Below are 18937 nucleotides of genomic sequence, written 5' to 3' on the forward strand. Positions count from 1 at the left end.
CATGCTCTAGAAGAAAAAATGAGTATAGTAGATTTGTTGATTTATAATTGAAACTCGTACGATTATTTTTTTAATGAAAAAGTAGTGTAAATATGATGCGCCACCTATGGAGTTAGACTAAGAAAATCTAACTTAGGAGCATAAACACCATTATTCACACTACTTCTTCCGTACTTACTACGCTAATTATTTAAAATTATATTTTGTTACAATTGGCTCTCTATTTTGTGTTTGATCATTAAAGTATTCATATAAAGAAAAGCCTAGATATGATCCTGACATATTAAATACATTGTCATATCCCATGTTTCTAAGTGAAGCAACTACATTATAGCTACGTTGGCCAGAACGACAGTGAACGTAAACTGGTTGATCAGTAGGAATTTCATCCAATCGATTTCTGAATTCACTTAATGGAATATTTTTTGAAGTTTTTAAATGACCTGCTTCATATTCGTTTTTCTCTCTTGCATCAATAATGAAAGCATTATTTTCAACAAGCTCTCTTACATCTGATACTTTGACCTGTTGAATATCACCATTCAAAATATTTAATCCTACTAAGGCAGCAAAGTTCACAACATCTTTAGCTGTTCCATAAACAGGTGAATAAACTAATTCTAATTCTTTCAAATCTTCTAACGTACCATTCATCATGATCATCGTCGCGATTACGTCAATACGCTTATCTACATTTCCTTTTCCGATTGCTTGTGCACCAAGGATTTTTCCAGTTGGTACTTCAAACAATAGTTTAAAATGCATTACATTACTTCCAGGCATAATTCCTACTTTATCTGAAGGAATTACATATACATAATCATAATCGATTCCCGCTGCTTTCGCTTGTTTTTCATTCACACCAGTAGATGCGGCGTTTAGATCAAAAATCTTAATTCCGGATGATCCAATGACACCAGTATTACGATGCGGGATACCATACATATGATCAGCTGCTGCACGAGCTTGTCTTTGCGCAGGTCCAGCTAGTGCAAGGCGAGTTTTTTGACCAGTAATTTTGTGATGAACTTCAATAGCATCACCGACAGCATAAATATTTTTATCTGTTGTACGGTAATTATGATCGACCTTAATACCACCAGTTGTACCGATTTCTAGATCTGCTTGTTTAGCTAGTGTTGTTTCTGGACGGACACCAATTGCCATAACTACTGCATCGGCAGCCACTTTATTTCCTGATTGTAGCTCAATTTGTTGGTCTTCAATTTTTGTAATACCATCGCTTAACACAAGATTGATACCTTTATCCATCATTTCTTTGTGCAAAATTTGCACCATATCATAGTCGAATGGTGCCATGACTTGATTTTGTGCTTCTACTAAAGAAACGTTTTTACCTGCATACGCTAAATTCTCTGCAACTTCAATCCCGATGAAGCCACCACCAATAACAGCAATGTTTTCAATTTCTTTTTGTTGTACATATTGGTTTAACTTTTCAATGTCAACTACATTACGTACAGTAAATACATGCTTGTTATCTGCACCTTCAATCGGTGGTACGATTGGACTTGCACCAGGAGACAGCACTAACTCGTCATACGCCTCTTCATACGTTTCGTTTGTTTGTGTATTTTTTACTGTTACCGTTTTTTCTGCGCGATTTATTTGAATTACTTCACTGTTTGTTCTTGCTTCGATACGATATTGTACATCAAACTTATCTGGATTCATCAACACAAGACGCTTGCTATCTGCAATTTCTCCACTTAAGTGATATGGCAAAGCACAATTTGAAAAAGAAACGTGTGGTCCTCTTTCAAACATAATAATTTCTGCTTGCTCATCTAAACGACGCACTCTTGCTGCAACAGATGCTCCTCCAGCAACGCCACCAATGATTAATACTCTTTTACCCATTAATAAAACCTCCAATATAATTAACTATACATTATTCATTTTTAACAACTTTATCGTTATTTATTTCACAAATTAATAATACCATTGGGGGTATATTTTTGCAACAAAAATAGAACACGTTCATAAAAAAGTCATAATCTTTAAAGAAAATGGGACATTGGGGTCTGACCCCAATGTCCCGTTTTCTATTCGAATGGATAGGTCAAACCCCATTGCGTTCGAATTTGATCCATTAGTTTCATTATTTGAAGTGATTCATTTAATGAAATAATGTCGCTTTCCATTTGATTATTTTGTAATAGGCGACCTACTTCTTCCGCCTCAAAGCAAAGGCCTAACGCTTCACGATTATCCTTAAATGTTTGTATTGTATCACCGACATGTAAGGAAGCTTCTCTTGCACTATGGAATGACGGAATTTGAATGTAGCCTTTGGTTCCATGTATCGTTGCTTCATTCTTTAAACCAACGCGAATCGCACCATTTAAACTAGCTGTTTTGCCGTCCGGATAACTTAGTAAGATGGAAAAATGTTCATCTACACCTGTTTCACCGATATGTGCCGTACTCATTATCTTTTCCGGGTTCGGCCCTAAAATCATTGAAGCAAAAGAAACAGGATAAATTCCGGTATCTAGAAGCGCACCGCCACCTAGTTTTGGGTTCAGTAAGCGCGATTCTGGTAACCATGGTGCTCTCAAGCCAAAATCGGCTCTTACTAATCGAATGTCACCGATTTCATTTGATGCAATCCATTTTTGAACTTGACGAATTGCAGGCAAGAATCTCGTCCACATTGCTTCCATTAAAAACAACTTCTTTTCTCTAGCATACGTAATTAACTCTTCTAGCTCATTTGCATTAACTGTGAACGGTTTTTCGCATAATACAGCTTTACCAGCACGTAGGGATGTAAGTACACATGTTTTGTGATATGGATGTGGTGTTGCAACATAGATAACGTCCACATCTGGATCAGCTACTAATTCCTCGTATGATCCGTATGCTTTAGTAGCACCATATTTGTTTGCAAATTCGGTTGCAGATGCCAAGTTTCTCGAACCAACTGCATAACACTCTCCATTCTGTGCATAAGTTAAATCACTGGCAAAAACTGCTGCAATATCACCTGTTGCTAAAATACCCCATTTTAATTTTTCAGATACCATGATAAGCTCCCCTTTTAAAATGGGACAAAGGGGTCTGACCCCAATGTCCCAACCGCTTTATTTTTTTGCTTGGTGTACTTTTAGTTGTTTTCCTTTTATTGTTTTATGTTTCATTTCTTGTAGGACGTGTTTTCCTTTTCCGTTCAAGATTTCTACATAGGACTGGTTGTGCTCCACTGTAATAATACCGATATCGTCTGCTGAAATTCCTTCAATACTTGTTATTGTCCCAACAAAGTCTAACGCTCGAATTTTTTTCTTTTTCCCACCGTTAAAATATAACTTCATAATATCTTGGTCAAGGTTTTTCTGAATTCGATTATTCGGCTGTGATTTTTGATTTATTTTTTTATTGAAAGCAGGTTTATGCTTTTCTACCTGCTCATCAGAAGGGAGCGTTGCTTGTTTTAGCTCTTCTCCTATATAGTTCTCAATCATTTCTAAGTAATATCGCTCGGTATCGGTCACAAAAGTAATAGCATTCCCTGTCTTACCGGCTCGACCAGTACGACCAATTCGATGCAGGTAACTTTCTTTTTCTAGAGGGATATCATAGTTAATAATAAGCGGTATATTCGCTACATCAATCCCCCTGGCAGCGACATCTGTTGCTATAAGATAACGGAATGATCCAGATTTAAATGCATCCATCACTTGAAAACGATCCTCTTGCTTCATTCCACCATGAATTTTTTCAGCTGGATAATGCCACGCCTTTAGTTGATTTACCAGTGTGTCGACTTTTTGCTGCGTACGGCAGAAAACGATACAACGATCTGGATTTTCAGTGATCAAAATGGACTGAAGTAAGTCTAGCTTGTTATCATCCGCTACGTACATCGCTTTATGAGTAATTGGATTTTTGGTCTGGCTTACTTTATCTAATTTGATTGTAACTGGAGCATCCATATATGATCTACAAAGGGACTCCACTTCTTCTGGAAATGTCGCTGAAAACAGCGTAGTAATGCGATTAGCTGGTAGTTTTTCAATAATTGCTTCTACTTGATCAATGAATCCCATATTAAAAAGCTCATCCGCTTCATCAATCACTACATATCTTATCTCATCAATTGGTAATGTACCTTTTTCTAGATGATCGAGCACCCTTCCTGGTGTACCGACAACGACATGATTCTTTTGTTTCAAAGCTAGTTTCTGTTTTTCATAAGATTGCTTGCCAACAACAGTTGTTGCACTTACACGTTTGAACCTTCCGATGTTTATAATATCTTGTTTAATTTGTTGTGCTAGTTCACGCGTTGGCGTTAACACAAGCGCTTGGGCTTTATTTTCCAACCAATCGATTTTGTTACAGAGAGGAATAGCAAATGCAGCCGTTTTCCCGCTACCAGTTTTGGATTGAACAATTAAATCCTTGTTTTCTAAAAAGACCGGAATCACTTCTTGTTGAACATCCGTTGGTGAAACATATTCTAATCTTTCTAACGCTTGTAAAATAGATGAATCCAATTGAAATTCCTTAAAAGATTGCTTCATCGCCTCACCCCTGTTCTAGTGGGACAAAAGGGTCTGACCCCAATGTCCCATTTTCTATTTTAAAAAATGGGACAGTGTTTCTTAACACTTGTCCCATTTTGTTTTATACGATTTGAAAGCTGACCCATGTTTCTAGTGAGTCTTTTGGTTCTATCAAAATTAATTCTTCTTTGCGTTCCATTTCCATATTTTTCGCTGTCCATGGTTCGATACAAACAAAATCTTTTCCTGCTTCTGTCCAAATCACGGTATAGCGGAAATCTGTCGCACTTTCTATGAGTAAATCAACATCGCCATCATATTGAGTTTCTAATTTCTCGTGATCTGTTTCTAAGACAATTGCTTCCTTCAAACCTTCCATGTCGACTTTACCATCAAAAGGTTTTTCTTTGTTATCATTATAATCAAAATATGTCGTAGCATCTGTCTTTAGCGAAACTACTTTGGAATCGGCTTTAAAATACGGATGCAAACCTGGATAAACTGGCATTTGCTTCGTGTCTTTATTTCGATAAGATTGATGAATAAACATTTGATTTTGCTTTAATGTATATGTAAATACAACTTCAAAATCAAATGGGAACGTTCCTTTTGTCCCAATGCTGCTCTCGAACAAAATGGAAATAGATGCTTTTTCCTCATCAACTGAAGTATCAATTACTTCCCAAGGATGAATACGCGCAAGACCATGATTGGCCATGTCATATGTTTTACCATCCCACTCATATTGCTTGTTCTGTAACTGTCCAGAAATCGGGAATAAGATTGGAATACCGCCACGAATATTCTGCTTACGATCATAGAGTGTTTCTTCATTCAAATACAAATATTCTTTTCCGTTTACACCGTAACCGATAATAATACCGCCACGCTCCGGGCAAACTTTGATCCAAGATGAATCATCTTCATTACTTAAATGATACATTACAAACGACTGCTCTTCATATGTTTCAACTTTGTACATAAATAGATAGCCCCTCACTAATTATAATGATTGAATATTTCTCTCTATAAAAAACAATACAATTTACATTATACAAGAAAATTTGTAACAATCCTATGAAAAATGTTACATTATTTAAATTTTTTTAATATTTACAGTAATAAGATTGGTAGCGCATTTCTATTAAACCATACGAGATAAGACGTATAATCCGTATACCTCTTATGCTTTTGCTTCATACACGAATAGCTTATCAGCCACGCCAAATTATCATTCATTTATTTAATTTTTCATCCTTCCTCATTTTATGCATATGCATAATTTTCACAATAAAAGTTACCGTATAGAGGAGGAAAGAAGCGATTATCGCATAGGAGTAGAATTCGTTTTTTTCAGAGTACAGATCGAAACCAATCTTTCCCGACATATGCAATTCTAATATCCGCATTGCTTTGATTAGAAAAAAAACGCATAAAATAAACGAACTAAACTCAATAAAGCTGAAGATTCTTGACATTTTCTTTTTCAAGAACCTCGCCCCTTTAGTTAACATTTCCTTCATATATACATTGTAATCTCTTTACAATTTTAGGGTCAAAAGGATTTTCGGAAAAGTTTTGCATTACCTTTTTTGGAATTAGAATTAAACAGGGACAGGACCTGAAAGCACAAAACGGCATTTTGATTCAGGTGAGAAAAATTCATATAAAAGTTATTTCTCGCCAATTGTTACATAAACTTTCTCTATTCGCTTATCTGACACTTCTTCTACTTTAAATGTCACATTTTTATAAACGACTGTTGACTTTTCTTCTGGATTGGGAATGTAGCCGATTTTACCGACTAAAAAACCGTTCAATGTTTCATAGTCATCAACCGGCAAGTCTAAACTGAGCTGATACTCAATGTCATACAAATGCGTATTACCCTCAATCCGATATTCATATGGTGAAATCTTAATTATTTCATTGTATTCCTCTTCAAATTCTCCGTGTTCACTTGAAATCTCGCCAACGATCTCTTCAATAAGGTCCTCAATCGTAATTAACCCATCCGTTCCACCGTATTCATCAACAATAATAGCAATGTGCACGTTATTTTTTTGCATATCTTTAAAAATAGCATCAATACGCTGTGTTTCCATCACAAAATACGGTTTTCTTAAATGATCGCCCAGCACAAATGATTTATTTTCTTTTTGAATAAACGGAATAAGATCCTTTGTATGCAAAATACCAACAATGTGATCTACATTTCCATCATAAACTGGAAATCGTGTATATCTTTTCTCGTTAACTACTTTGACAACTTCAGACAATGGAGTATTTATCTCAATCGCGCACATATCTGTACGGTGTGTCATAATATCAGACACTTCTTTATCGTTGAATTCAAAAATATTGTTAATCATTAATTTCTCATCGGTATGAATCGTTCCTTTTTCCCCACCGATATCAACCATCATACGAATTTCTTCCTCAGTGGCTTCTTCATTCTCTGCATGTGGGTCAACACCAAATAAACGCACCAATGTATTAGTAGATAAGTTTAAAAAAGATACGACCGGCAAACTAATTTTAAACAAAATTGTCAATGGTTTTACCGCAATGTTAGCAATCGTTTCTGCTTTTTGAAGCGCCAATTGCTTCGGCACAAGCTCCCCCACCACCAAGGTAAAGTATGATAACAAAATTGTAATTAAAATCACTGCCATTGTATTTAAAATACCTAAAGAAATCGGAACACCCATTTCATATAAGGATTCAGCTAAAGGTTTAGCAAAGGTATCGGCAGCGAATGCACTTGCTAAGAAACCTGCTAATGTAATCCCAATTTGAATGGTTGCCAAGAAACGCCCTGGCTCCTTTAGTAATTTATCAAGCATGATCGCCTTTTTATCTCCACGCTCGGCCTCTCGTTTCACTTTATTATCATTTAACGATACTAATGCAATTTCTGATGCCGCAAAAAATGCGTTAGTTAAAATCAACACAATCAGAATTAAAATAGAAATTGTCACACAGAACAGCTCCTGTTTGTTATTATTTTATATGAAGTCTATACCCTATTATCATACTGTTTTAATCATTCATACACAAATTTTTTAAGCAAAATTAAGCTGATTTTTATTAGACAAAAAAACGAAACGACTATACTAATCGTTTCGCTAGCCATTTTTATAATTGATTGAAACACTGTGTTAAATCATTGATTAAATCGTCCGCTTCCTCAATCCCTACCGAAAAACGTAATAATCTGTCATCTATTCCCCGGGAAATACGCTCATTCTCTGGTATATCTGCATGCGTTTGTGTTGTTGGATAAGTAATAAAGCTCTCGACCCCACCTAAACTTTCTGCAAAAGTGATTAATTGAAGGTTTTTCAAAAATGGCGCCACCCATTTACTTTGTTTTAATCGAAAAGATAGCATACCTCCTTTTCCCGGATAAAGGACTTGTTCAATATGAGGATCTTTTTTCAAATAATCTACTATTTGTTGTGCATTTTTCTGTTGCTGTATCACTCTTAAAGATAATGTCTTTAATCCCCGCATTAACAACCAAGAATCCATCGATGATAGGACCGCTCCAGAAGCATTGTGAAAAGTAGCGATTTTTTCACTTAGTTGTTCGCCTTTTGTAACGACTAAGCCAGCTAACACATCATTATGTCCTCCGATATATTTCGTAGCACTATGAATAACAATGTCTGCTCCCTGGGTAAGTGGTTGTTGTAATACTGGCGTTAAAAATGTACTGTCGACAATAAATAGCAAGTGATGTTTGTTTGCCAACGCCACATACGCTGCAATCTCTATCTCTTGCATTAACGGATTGGTTGGTGTTTCAATAAAAATTGCTTTCGTATGTGGTGTAATACATCGTTCGACCTCTTCCACACTTTGAAAACTACAGTAATTAGTTTGAATCGCATAGGCTTGCTTATAGTGCTTGAATAAGCGATACGTTCCTCCGTAAACATCTTCGGGTGCAATAATTTCATCACCACTTGAAAACAAAGAGAGAACAAGCTGGATCGCAGCCATTCCTGAGCTACACGCAAATCCCCGGTCCCCTCGCTCAAGTTCTGCAATGCCTTGTTCCAAAATGGCACGTGTTGGGTTCTTAGTTCTTGAATAATCATAACCAGTAGTTTTCCCTAATTCTGTGTGTTGATAGGCGGTAGACATATAAATAGGTGGGTTAACCGCACCTGTTTTTGGATCACTATGATTGCCTAACTGTGCGAGCCTCGTGTTTAAATGATAATTCATTGCTTTTTCTCCTCCTTTCATAAAAATAAAAAAGACCTTCTAAGAAGAAGGCCTTTATCGGTAAAAGTCATTCCTCTTATCTTCTAAACACGGTTATGTGTGTTTATTTGGAGTTAGCACCGTGCCTTTTCGTAAATAGGCTGGTTGCTGAGACATCTTCGGGCCAATCCCTCCGTCTCTCTGGATAAGAAATTAAAGTATGTAATTTTCAGAATTTTTTGTTTCGAGTGATTGATTAATAGTCTAATACATTTGTTCAAAATGCGCAATAGCTTATTAATCTTTTCCATTTACAATATTAGACAAACTAGCGAAACAGCTTTTTTATTAGCTTAAATATATCAAAGCTAGTTTTATTATATACTTTATTATACGCAGCTTTCTTCGGGTTTCGAACCCAGCCATAACCTTTAGGCATTTTAACACCGGCTCGATGAACAACTTGCCGCTTTAGACTCGTTCTAGCAGAGATCCTCTTTTTCAAACTTGGCTTTCTCATTCCAAACTTCATTCAGCGACCTCCCTTATTGAGAGTGGGACAAAGGGGACTGACCCCAATGTCCCATTTTAAATGGCTTTTTCGGCGGCTAGTAGTAGGCTTCCTGTTATTCCTGCATCGTCAACAAGGCCTGGTGGAACAATGTAGCTTTCTAAGTCAGGTACAGTAAGATAATCATTTAGTAATGTGGTGAAGTGTGCACGAATCATTGGGAATAAATGCGCTTGCTTCATCACACCGCCACCTAAAATAATCTTTTCAGGGCGTAAGATCATTGTATAATTCACTAAAGCTTGCGCAATGTAATAAGCTTCTATATCCCAATACGGATCGTCTTTAGCAACATCTTTTCCTTTTTGATTTAAACGTTTTTCAATAGCTGGACCCGCTGCAACACCTTCTAAGCAATCACCATGATATGGGCAGACACCTTCAAAGTTGTCATCCTCATTCATTCTTACCGAAATATGCCCCATTTCTGGGTGTCCGAATCCTTCCATAACGTCTCCATGTATAACTGCACCACCACCAATACCTGTGCCAACTGTTAGATAGATACAGGACTTCGCTTGTTGTGCACTTCCTAATCGATATTCACCATACGCGGCTGCATTTACATCTGTTGTCCATGCAACCGGAATGTTGTACTTTTCCTTAATTGCCCCAACAAAATTATAATTATTCCACCCTTTTTTCGGTGTGGAAGTGACATAGCCATATGTAGGTGAATCAAGATTAACGTCTATCGGTCCAAATGATCCTATCCCTATTGCACTTAATTCATATTGGTCAAAAAACTCAAATACTTTTTTTAATGTTTCTTCTGGAACAGTAGTCGGTATGCTAACACGTTCAATCATTTCAAACTTCTCATTACTTACAGCACAAACAAATTTTGTACCTCCAGCTTCAATACCTCCATAATACATGACGAATTCCTCCTCGGTTGCCTCTTTAAAATGATAGTTTCTCTCTTACTTTACCATTTTTTCTTCAAAATTTGAAACCCTTTTCAGACCAATTGTGTGTGAAAGGGAATTTTTTCAAAAAAGGCTTACTAGAGCAATATTCTAGATAATATTGCAGCCGTTATGATCCGCTTATTGCATCGCTTTAGAAAAATTGTTTTTGATTACTTACCAGTTTCCGCGAAACATTTGATTCTTTCTCCAATTTCATCACGAACCCGTTGGAAAACCTGCCACTTCTCTTCTTCTGTTCCTTCCGCTTTTGCAGGATCATCAAAGCCCCAATGCTCTCTTTTTACTTGTAGAGGAGTAACCGGACATTTGTCTGCAGCATCTCCACATAAAGTCACTGCTAATGTAGCTTGATTTAAAAAATCATTGTCAATGATCTCTGATTGTTGATTGGAAATATCTATGTCGATTTCTTTCATCGCTTTAACGGCATTTGGATTTAATCCGTGCGCTTCAATTCCTGCACTACGGACCTCCCATTCATTTCCGAGATATTTTTTCGCAAATCCTTCTGCCATTTGGCTTCGACATGAATTACCTGTACATAGAAAATAAATTGTATTTTTCGTCATGATTTAAACCCCTTTATAGTAATAATAATGTTAAGAATAAACCGATCAATGTGATCAATAGGATTGGTATCGTTAAGACAATCCCTGTTTTAAAATAAGTTCCCCATGAAATTTTTATTCCTTTTTGGTTTAATACGTGTAGCCATAATAAGGTAGCTAATGAACCGATCGGTGTGATTTTCGGACCTAAGTCAGAACCAATCACATTCGCATAAATTAATGCTTCACGAATGACACCAGTCGTACTTGTTTCTGCAATGGCTAACGCATCAATCATTACTGTTGGCATATTGTTCATCACAGATGATAGAAATGCCGCAACAAATCCCATCGCAATCGTCGCAACAAACAGTCCTTGCTCTGCACTTTGCTGAATGAACTGTGCTAATAAATCTGTTAGTCCTGCGTTTCTCAACCCATAAACGACAACATACATGCCGACTGAGAAAAACACAATATCCCATGGCGCACCTTTTATTACTGTGGACGTACGCACCGCTTTACTTCTTCTCGCCATTAATAAGAATACAATCGCAATCGTGCCAGCAATCAAGGAAATTGGTACAGCTATAAACTCACTTACAAAATAACCAATTAATAAAATAGTTAATACATACCAAGATAATCTAAATAATTTATGATCCTTAATAACATCCTTTGGTTCTTTTAAATGTGCTAAATCAAACGTTTTCGGAATGCTTTTTCTAAAATATATATATAATACCGTAATTGTAGCTACTAAAGAAAATAAATTAGGAATAAACATGCGAGATGCGTATTCTATAAATCCAATGTTAAAAAAATCTGCTGAAACAATGTTAACTAAGTTACTCACAACTAATGGCAAAGAGGTCGTATCTGCAATAAAACCACTAGCTATAATAAATGGGAAAATAATTTTTTCACTGAAGTTTAAGTTTCGTACCATCGCCAAGACAATCGGTGTTAAAATTAATGCCGCCCCATCATTCGCGAAGAAGGCCGCAACGATCGCCCCCAGAATACTAACATAAACAAACATTTTGACCCCATTACCATTTGCAGTTTTTGCCATATGTAAAGAAGCCCATTCAAAAAATCCAATCTCATCCAGAATAAGTGAAATAATAATAATAGCAACAAAAGCTAAGGTTGCATTCCAGACAATTTGTGTCACTTCAATTACATCACCAAAGTCAACTACTCCGAAAATCAATGCTAGGATTGCACCACCACATGCAGAATAACCGATTGATAATCCTTTTGGTTGCCAGATCACAAATACGAGTGTAAGAATAAATATTAAAATTGCTAAAATAACTGATAAAGACAAAATACTAATCCTCCTACTACTAACAACAAGTAATTCGCTTGCCGCTTCGTTCTAATTCGATTAATTTTTCCTTTTGACTCGGAATTTGAGATAATACTTGTTCAATAAAAGAAAAGGTGCTGTTCTCAGTATTAATGGAGTAAAAAATCCACTGGCCACGTCTATCCTCTTTTACAATGTCGGCATCCCTTAGTTTTCGTAAATGCTGACTAATTGAAGGTTGACTTACCTGAAAAATTTCAACGAATTCACATACACAACAATCCTGTTCCTGCAATAACTTCACAATGGTTAGCCTTGTTTTATCCGCTAATAATTTTAGTATTACTGTTGCTTGTTCGATCGATAATTGCTGCTGATTCAAAAAATACCCCTCCCTTTATCGCACACATATTATCATATAATAATATACTTATATATTCAATGATATTTTTGTGTGAGCGCCGATATTTTTGATTGAGCGCCGATATTTTTGATTGAGCGCCGATATTTTTGATTGAGCGCCGATATTTTTGATTGAGCGCCGATATTTTTGATTGAGCGCCGATATTTTTGATTGAGCGCCGATATTTTTGATTGAGCGCCGATATTTTTGATTGAGCGCCGATATTTTTGATTGAGCGCCGATATTTTTGATTGAGCGCCGATCCTCTTCATAAACCGAAGAGGATCGCTTATTGTTAACAATAAGTAAAAATATTGCTATTATCCATTTTACCATTCATAATATGTAACAGAGATTAATTATGAAAGGAATATTCGATATGTCTGAAACACACCGCTTTTCAAAAGGTGAGGAAATTGCAAATTCTATTACACATGGAATTGGAATATTAATCAGTGTTACTGCGTTAGTATTGTTAATTGTTTACTCTTCTTTATATGGAAATGCCTGGCACATTGTCAGCTTCACATTATTTGGAACAACAATGGTGTTGCTGTACACTTCATCAACACTACTACATAGCTTACCTGAGGGGAAAGCGAAAAATGTATTCGAAATTTTAGATCATTCATCGATATACTTTTTTATCGCTGGGACATATACACCATTTCTTTTTGTCGTAGTACAAGGAGCAGCGGGATGGACACTGTTTGGTATTGTATGGGGAATAGCAATTGGTGGCACGATCTTCAAGATTTTTTTTGTCAAAAGATTCGTGTTTGTATCTACCCTTCTTTATATCGTCATGGGCTGGCTTATTATTTTCACTTGGGGATCACTATCGGAAAGGCTTCCTGATACAGGTATTGCTTTACTTGTAACGGGAGGAATTTTGTACACTGTCGGTGCGATTTTTTATATATGGCGTTGGTTTAAATTTCATCACGCACTATGGCATTTATTCGTACTTGCAGGAACAATTCTACATTTTTTCTGTGTCATCATGTACGTGCTACCGATTGAATAAAAAAACTCCACTTCTAATTAGAGTTTACATTTGCCCTCTAGTGTATGATTTCTAAGTCACACTCTAGGGGGCAAACCATTAATCATCTAACTACAAGCAGAGTCTTTTCATTGTTGCTAATTCGAAGTCTTTTTCTTAATTAGCTTTCCTTTTCTCCACAAAAATTCCTCTAATGTAATTTCGAGTTTTTTTGCAATTTGATTCAATTGACGAATTTCTACATCTGTTACTAATGATAAAACGACACCACCATCTGAGCCAGCACGACCGGTTCTTCCCGCGCGATGTAAGTAATGATCAGGATCTTTCGGAACATCAACTTGAACGACATAAGCCAAATCCTTTACATCTAATCCTCTCGCTGCCACATCAGTAGCTAATAATAGCTTGGTTTCACCCTTAGAAAATTGGCGAATTGCTTTCTCTCTTTTCTGCTTCGGTAAATCACCATGCAAAGCATCCACTGCGATACCTTGATAAGCTAATTTTTCTTCCATCACGGTTAAATTACCACTATCTCTAAAAAATACAAGAAGCTGCTCATCTAAATTACGAGCCATACTTCTTAAAACCTCAATTTTCTCACGTTCTTCAGTAACAATGAATTGATAAGAAACATCTGGGGTTCCTGATTCTTCGTTGGTTACCCGGACTACTTCTGGACTTACCATAAAACGATTTGCTTCTTCTGCTAGCCCTTCAGAAATGGTAGCGGAAAACAATAATAATTGGCGTTCTTTTGGTGCCGATTTAATAATACCAAATAAGTTGTTTCGATGTTCAGGGACTAACAATTGATCCGCTTCATCTAAAACAATCGTTTGTAATGCATGCACTTTTAACTTTTTTTGTTTAATTAATTCAAGTACACGGCCTGGCGTACCAACGATAATTTGTGGCTTTTTCTTCAGTTTTTCAATCTGGCGTTTGACATTTGCTCCACCAATCATCATCATACTTGTGATTGGTGCGTCTGTCGTCCACTCTTGAATTAATCGATGAATTTGGGCTACTAATTCATGTGATGATGCTAAAATAAGTAACTGTGCTTGCTTTTGTTCTACATCAATTTTTTCTAACAAAGGTAACAAGTATGCCAACGTTTTTCCACTTCCTGTTGGAGAAACACCAATGACGTCCTTGCCTTCTTTTATAATTGGATATGTTTTTTCTTGAATGGGTAACGGGGTTGAATATCCAGATACTTTCCATGCTTGTTGTAAAAATGGTTGTAATGTATCAACGAACATAATAATCTCCTTCAATAAAGACTGATTTTTTAATAGTTTATCCAACTATATCACAAAACCGCAAGATAAATAAGAGGGATTATCTAGACGTGTTTTCGGGTAAATTCTAACTAACAAGTATTATTTAGGTAATGATTAAACAAGGAGGCACACACATGAAAATAGCAGTTATTTCCGATATTCACGGAAATGCAGTTGCATTAGACGCGGTGTTGACGGACATTAGAGAAAAAGACGTCGATCATATTGTAGTGCTTGGTGACATCGCCTATCGCGGACCAGAACCACAACGATCCATTGAGCTTGTTCGATCGTTAGACGCAACAGTAATTAAAGGAAATGCGGATGAATGGATCGTCAGAGGGGTAAATCAAGGAGAAGTTCCTGACCAAGTGCTCAACTTAATGAATCAAGAAAGAGATTGGGCAGTCAGACATTTAGATCAAGCTTCCATCGATTATTTGGAAAATCTATCTTCAACATTGGCTTGGAACAAAAATAAAATGGATATATACGCTTTTCATGCCACACCGACTAGCTTGTTTGATGTCGTTTTACCAGATGTGACAGTAGATACGATTAAAGAAAAATTCATTGATAATTACGATGCTGACATTTATTTGTATGGACACATTCATCTCCCTTATATACGACAAGTTGAAGGAAAAACAATTATAGATACAGGTAGTGTAGGTTTACCATTTGATGGAATACCTAAAGCTTCGTATGCTATGATCGAGTTATCCGACCATAACATTTCAACATCCATTGAGCGCGTTAACTATAATATAGAGAAAACGATTCAAGCATACGAAACCGGAAATTATCCAAACACAGAAATGATGACAAAAATTCTTCGCACCGCACGAAACGCATAATGGGACATTTGGGACTGACCCCAATGTCCCATTTTTTTGTCTGAATATATTAACATTTCTCTTTTTTTGTCGAAAATATTAAAAAAGGATGTTTTATTTCCTTAAATAAAGAAAAACAGAGAGGATGTCAACAGAAAAATAGAAACAGAGATAGAAAATTTTTTATAAAATGAAGGGGATTATCAATGAAATTCATATCGAAACTTAAATTTAAATTACCACTAGTTGTGCTTATATTATTAATTGTTCCTTTAACAATTGTCGGAATTATCTCATATAATAAGACGGAAATACTAGAAAAAGCAATTATTCAGAAAGAAAATATCGAAGCAGTATCACCGAAATACGAGAAAATCTTCAAAGAATATGAAAACAGATTAAATCAAATGACTGAAAAGGATGAATTTCAAGTCAATCAAGTTAACCCGTCCGAACCTAAAGAGTCATATCAGAATATGCCTCGAGTTAACGATCCTGCACTTACCAATTACTATGAAGATTTTTTATCTGAAATGGTTGTCGACGATACATTTATCAAAAATTTATATATTGGTACACCAGAAGGCGCATTGTATTTACATGAGATCGACCCGGAAGCTGATCTAAAAAATTATGATCCTACAACAAGAGATTGGTATCAGCTTGCTATTAACGCAAAAAATCAAGTAGCTTGGACAGATCCGTATATTGATGCTGCTAGCGGTAATTCGACGATTACCCTTTCCAAAACCATTAAGAATGATAATGACGAAATTGTTGCAGTAGCCGCAATTGATTTTGAAATGTCGCAACTAGCAACGATGATTCGTAAAGATATACTGACAACGACATTTATAACATTAGGGGTTGCAGTTGTAGTCGCTATGGTTATTTTCTTGTTTTTAATTCGTTCTCTACTAGTTAATATCTCAACAGTTAAAAATGAGATGAATCGATTGGCAGAAGGAGATTTAACAGGAGAAAAAGTAATAGTTAAATCAAAGGATGAATTTGTTGAATTAGCTGATTCAGTTAATAAGATGAAATCAAATTTATATCAAATGATAGAACATTTACGTGATGTAACTAGCAGTGTTCAAAAACAAAGTGACCATCTTTCTAATTCCTCTGAACAAGTAAGTGAAGGGAGTGAACAGGTTGCAGCAACAATGGAAGAGCTTTCTTCAGGTGCAGAATCTCAATCTAATCACGCAGTAGATTTAGCTACAGCGATGCAACAATACAACCAAACTGTCACACAAGCAACTAATAACAGTTCTAGTGTCGCGAAGAGCTCTGATGAGGTAATCCAGTTAAGTGAAGAAGGTGCGAAACAGTTGCACTTATCAGTCGATCAAATGCAGGAAATTTATCAATTAGTTCAAGATTCTTTTAATAAAGTGAAAGGACTAGATCAGCAATCAATGGAAATCGAAAAAATCGTTTCTGTTATTCAAGATATTGCTGAACAGACGAATCTATTAGCACTAAATGCTGCAATCGAAGCTGCCAGAGCTGGAGAAGAAGGAAAAGGATTTGCAGTAGTTGCTGATGAAGTTCGAAAGCTAGCAGAACAAGTTAGCAGATCGATTACTGATATTACAACAATTGTTCAATCCATTCAAACTGAATCTAACCAAGTAGCTCACTCCCTAGAGGCTGGATATTCTGCCGTTGAAAAAGGGTCAAGTCAGATTAAAAAAACTGGACAAGCTTTCCAAGGTATTAATGAATCTATTACTAGTATGGTTGGAAAAGTCCAAGATATCGCCAATGATTTACAAACAATTGCGACGAACAGCCAAAAAATGTATACATCTGTTGATGAAATTGCTGCGATTTCGGAACAATCCGCTGCAGGAATTGAGGAAACTGCAGCTTCAGCAGAAGAAACAAACTCATCAATGGAAGAAGTAGCTAAAAGCGCCGAACAATTATCCGAACTAGCAAATAGATTACAATCACAAGTCGATCAATTTAAACTATAATGCATAATGGGACATTGGGGTCTGACCCCAATGTCCCATTATTGTTTGCTATTTGCGTAGCGTTTGGTTTTGTCCCATTTTATTTCTTGTTTCAAGATAATGCGTTTCAGTTCTAGGTAGGTTGCATAAATGACTAACCCTAACCATAATTGAGAGTAACTAAAGTACATCACTATTACAGTTAGCATACTTTTCACAGTTAGTTGACCTTTCTCGATACTCAACGTTAACATTCCCTCTATAATAAACAACAAAAATCCAATTCCAATTAAGAAAAATGATACATAGCCAATCGTAAGTTCTAAATCAACAAACATATTAACGAGGAGTAAACCGTGCGACATAAATACACCAAAGAAAAATAATAAATAGGTAAAGAAAAAATAAAATAAATCAATGAGTACTTTTTTATTTTTCAATCGGTAGAATTGTATGACAAACTTGGTAATAACATATAAATTCCCTCTAGCCCAACGTGTACGCTGTTTCCACCAAACTGTCCAGGATTCTGGCTCTTGTTCCCAAGTTACTGCCGACGGAAAAAAACGAATATGATAGCCTAAATTATACACACGAAAGCTTAGCTCTGTATCTTCTGATAGTGCTTTTTCATCCCATCCACCCAATTCATCCAAAATGGACCGTCTAATAGCAAAATTTGTTCCTGGTATAGTCGCCATTTTAAACCAAAACCATCGCCCAGCTTGAGCCAGCCATTGAAATGAAATAGTTTCGATGTTAATCAAACGCGTTAAAAAATTGCGTGTCGCATTAATTACACGAAATTTACCAACAACAGCACCTGCTTTTAAGTCATTGGCCAGTCCTGCTGTGAGCCAATAGATTGCATCAGAATCAGGTATGTTGTCCGCATCATACACACAGATAACCTCGCCAATCGCCTGTTTCAAACCTAGATTTAATGCGCGTGATTTACCCTTTCCACCAAGTGGGGGCACGGTATGAATCGCTTTAATAAACGAATACTTTTCCACATACCGCTCAACAATCTTCCCAGTGTCATCACTTGAATTATCATTAATCACAATTACTTCATACCGATCAATAGGATAGCTCAATCGACACATCGCCTCTAATGTATCACCAATAACTAGTGCTTCATTATGTGCTGGAATTAAAATGGATACAGTTGGATAAGTATGTTTATTTTGCTGCCATTTCTGTTCAATGTGACGATTTTTACGATATAGGAAGTAACCACCTTGCATTAAAAACAAGTGATACACTAGCATGATCCAAATCGAATACAACGAAATGTATAATAAAATATTTGCCAAT

Annotated in this window: 17 protein-coding genes and 1 riboswitch; of the genes, 3 read left to right on the plus strand and 14 right to left on the minus strand. The window is 36.2% G+C overall.

The genetic code is table 11. The features are described from left to right. Positions 1–186 precede the first annotated feature (186 nt). From HP569_RS03180 to HP569_RS03235, 12 genes are all read right to left on the minus strand, one after another. On the minus strand, positions 187–1881 hold the full coding sequence (locus tag HP569_RS03180; RefSeq protein ID WP_182199702.1) for an FAD-dependent oxidoreductase: 1695 nt from the start codon (positions 1879–1881) through the stop codon (positions 187–189). 185 nt (positions 1882–2066) lie between these two features. Further along, the gene (locus HP569_RS03185; protein WP_182199703.1) at positions 2067–3050 is read right to left on the minus strand and encodes a Gfo/Idh/MocA family protein; all 984 of its coding nucleotides are present in this window, start codon (positions 3048–3050) and stop codon (positions 2067–2069) included. 57 nt (positions 3051–3107) lie between these two features. Beyond that, on the minus strand, positions 3108–4550 hold the full coding sequence (locus HP569_RS03190) for a DEAD/DEAH box helicase (RefSeq protein ID WP_182199704.1): 1443 nt from the start codon (positions 4548–4550) through the stop codon (positions 3108–3110). Between the two features lie 103 nt (positions 4551–4653). Next, positions 4654–5514, minus strand: coding sequence for an aldose epimerase family protein (locus tag HP569_RS03195; protein ID WP_182199705.1), 861 nt, complete (start codon positions 5512–5514; stop codon positions 4654–4656). Positions 5515–6205: 691 nt separating this feature from the next. After that, complete coding sequence (locus HP569_RS03200) at positions 6206–7513, minus strand: hemolysin family protein (RefSeq protein WP_182199706.1); 1308 nt, start codon at positions 7511–7513, stop codon at positions 6206–6208. Positions 7514–7670: 157 nt separating this feature from the next. After that, positions 7671–8768 (minus strand): methionine biosynthesis PLP-dependent protein, encoded by a 1098-nt coding sequence (locus HP569_RS03205; protein WP_182199707.1) that lies wholly within the window; start codon positions 8766–8768, stop codon positions 7671–7673. A gap of 73 nt (positions 8769–8841) precedes the next feature. Further along, positions 8842–8959, minus strand: a riboswitch (SAM riboswitch). Positions 8960–9075: 116 nt separating this feature from the next. Continuing rightward, entirely contained in the window at positions 9076–9279 is a 204-nt protein-coding gene (locus HP569_RS03210) for a hypothetical protein (protein WP_182199708.1), read from the minus strand. 56 nt (positions 9280–9335) lie between these two features. Next, complete coding sequence (locus HP569_RS03215; protein WP_182199709.1) at positions 9336–10196, minus strand: ROK family protein; 861 nt, start codon at positions 10194–10196, stop codon at positions 9336–9338. Positions 10197–10399: 203 nt separating this feature from the next. Further along, complete coding sequence (arsC, locus tag HP569_RS03220) at positions 10400–10819, minus strand: arsenate reductase (thioredoxin) (RefSeq protein WP_182199710.1); 420 nt, start codon at positions 10817–10819, stop codon at positions 10400–10402. Between the two features lie 13 nt (positions 10820–10832). Beyond that, on the minus strand, positions 10833–12131 hold the full coding sequence (locus HP569_RS03225) for an arsenic transporter (protein WP_182199711.1): 1299 nt from the start codon (positions 12129–12131) through the stop codon (positions 10833–10835). Between the two features lie 19 nt (positions 12132–12150). Next, entirely contained in the window at positions 12151–12495 is a 345-nt protein-coding gene (locus HP569_RS03230; RefSeq protein WP_182199712.1) for an ArsR/SmtB family transcription factor, read from the minus strand. Positions 12496–12543: 48 nt separating this feature from the next. After that, positions 12544–12852 (minus strand): hypothetical protein, encoded by a 309-nt coding sequence (locus tag HP569_RS03235; protein ID WP_182199713.1) that lies wholly within the window; start codon positions 12850–12852, stop codon positions 12544–12546. Positions 12853–12895: 43 nt separating this feature from the next. Between HP569_RS03235 and trhA the strand changes: the two genes are divergently transcribed. Then, a complete protein-coding gene (gene trhA / locus HP569_RS03240) occupies positions 12896–13543 on the plus strand; it encodes a PAQR family membrane homeostasis protein TrhA (RefSeq protein ID WP_182199872.1) in 648 nt (215 codons plus the stop codon). 116 nt (positions 13544–13659) lie between these two features. Here trhA and HP569_RS03245 read toward each other — a convergent pair whose 3' ends face one another. Then, complete coding sequence (locus tag HP569_RS03245; RefSeq protein WP_182199873.1) at positions 13660–14793, minus strand: DEAD/DEAH box helicase; 1134 nt, start codon at positions 14791–14793, stop codon at positions 13660–13662. A 155-nt stretch (positions 14794–14948) separates the two neighbouring features. On the opposite strand from HP569_RS03245, the gene HP569_RS03250 reads away from it, so the two are divergent. Beyond that, a complete protein-coding gene (locus tag HP569_RS03250; RefSeq protein WP_182199714.1) occupies positions 14949–15671 on the plus strand; it encodes a metallophosphoesterase family protein in 723 nt (240 codons plus the stop codon). Positions 15672–15856: 185 nt separating this feature from the next. Beyond that, positions 15857–17638, plus strand: coding sequence for a methyl-accepting chemotaxis protein (locus HP569_RS03255; protein WP_182199715.1), 1782 nt, complete (start codon positions 15857–15859; stop codon positions 17636–17638). Between the two features lie 38 nt (positions 17639–17676). On the opposite strand, the gene HP569_RS03260 is transcribed toward HP569_RS03255, so the two are convergent. After that, the gene (locus tag HP569_RS03260; protein WP_182199716.1) at positions 17677–18936 is read right to left on the minus strand and encodes a glycosyltransferase family 2 protein; all 1260 of its coding nucleotides are present in this window, start codon (positions 18934–18936) and stop codon (positions 17677–17679) included. Position 18937 lies beyond the last annotated feature (1 nt).

Source organism: Paraliobacillus salinarum (assembly GCF_014083865.1).
GTDB classification, from domain to species: domain Bacteria; phylum Bacillota; class Bacilli; order Bacillales; family Amphibacillaceae; genus Paraliobacillus; species Paraliobacillus salinarum.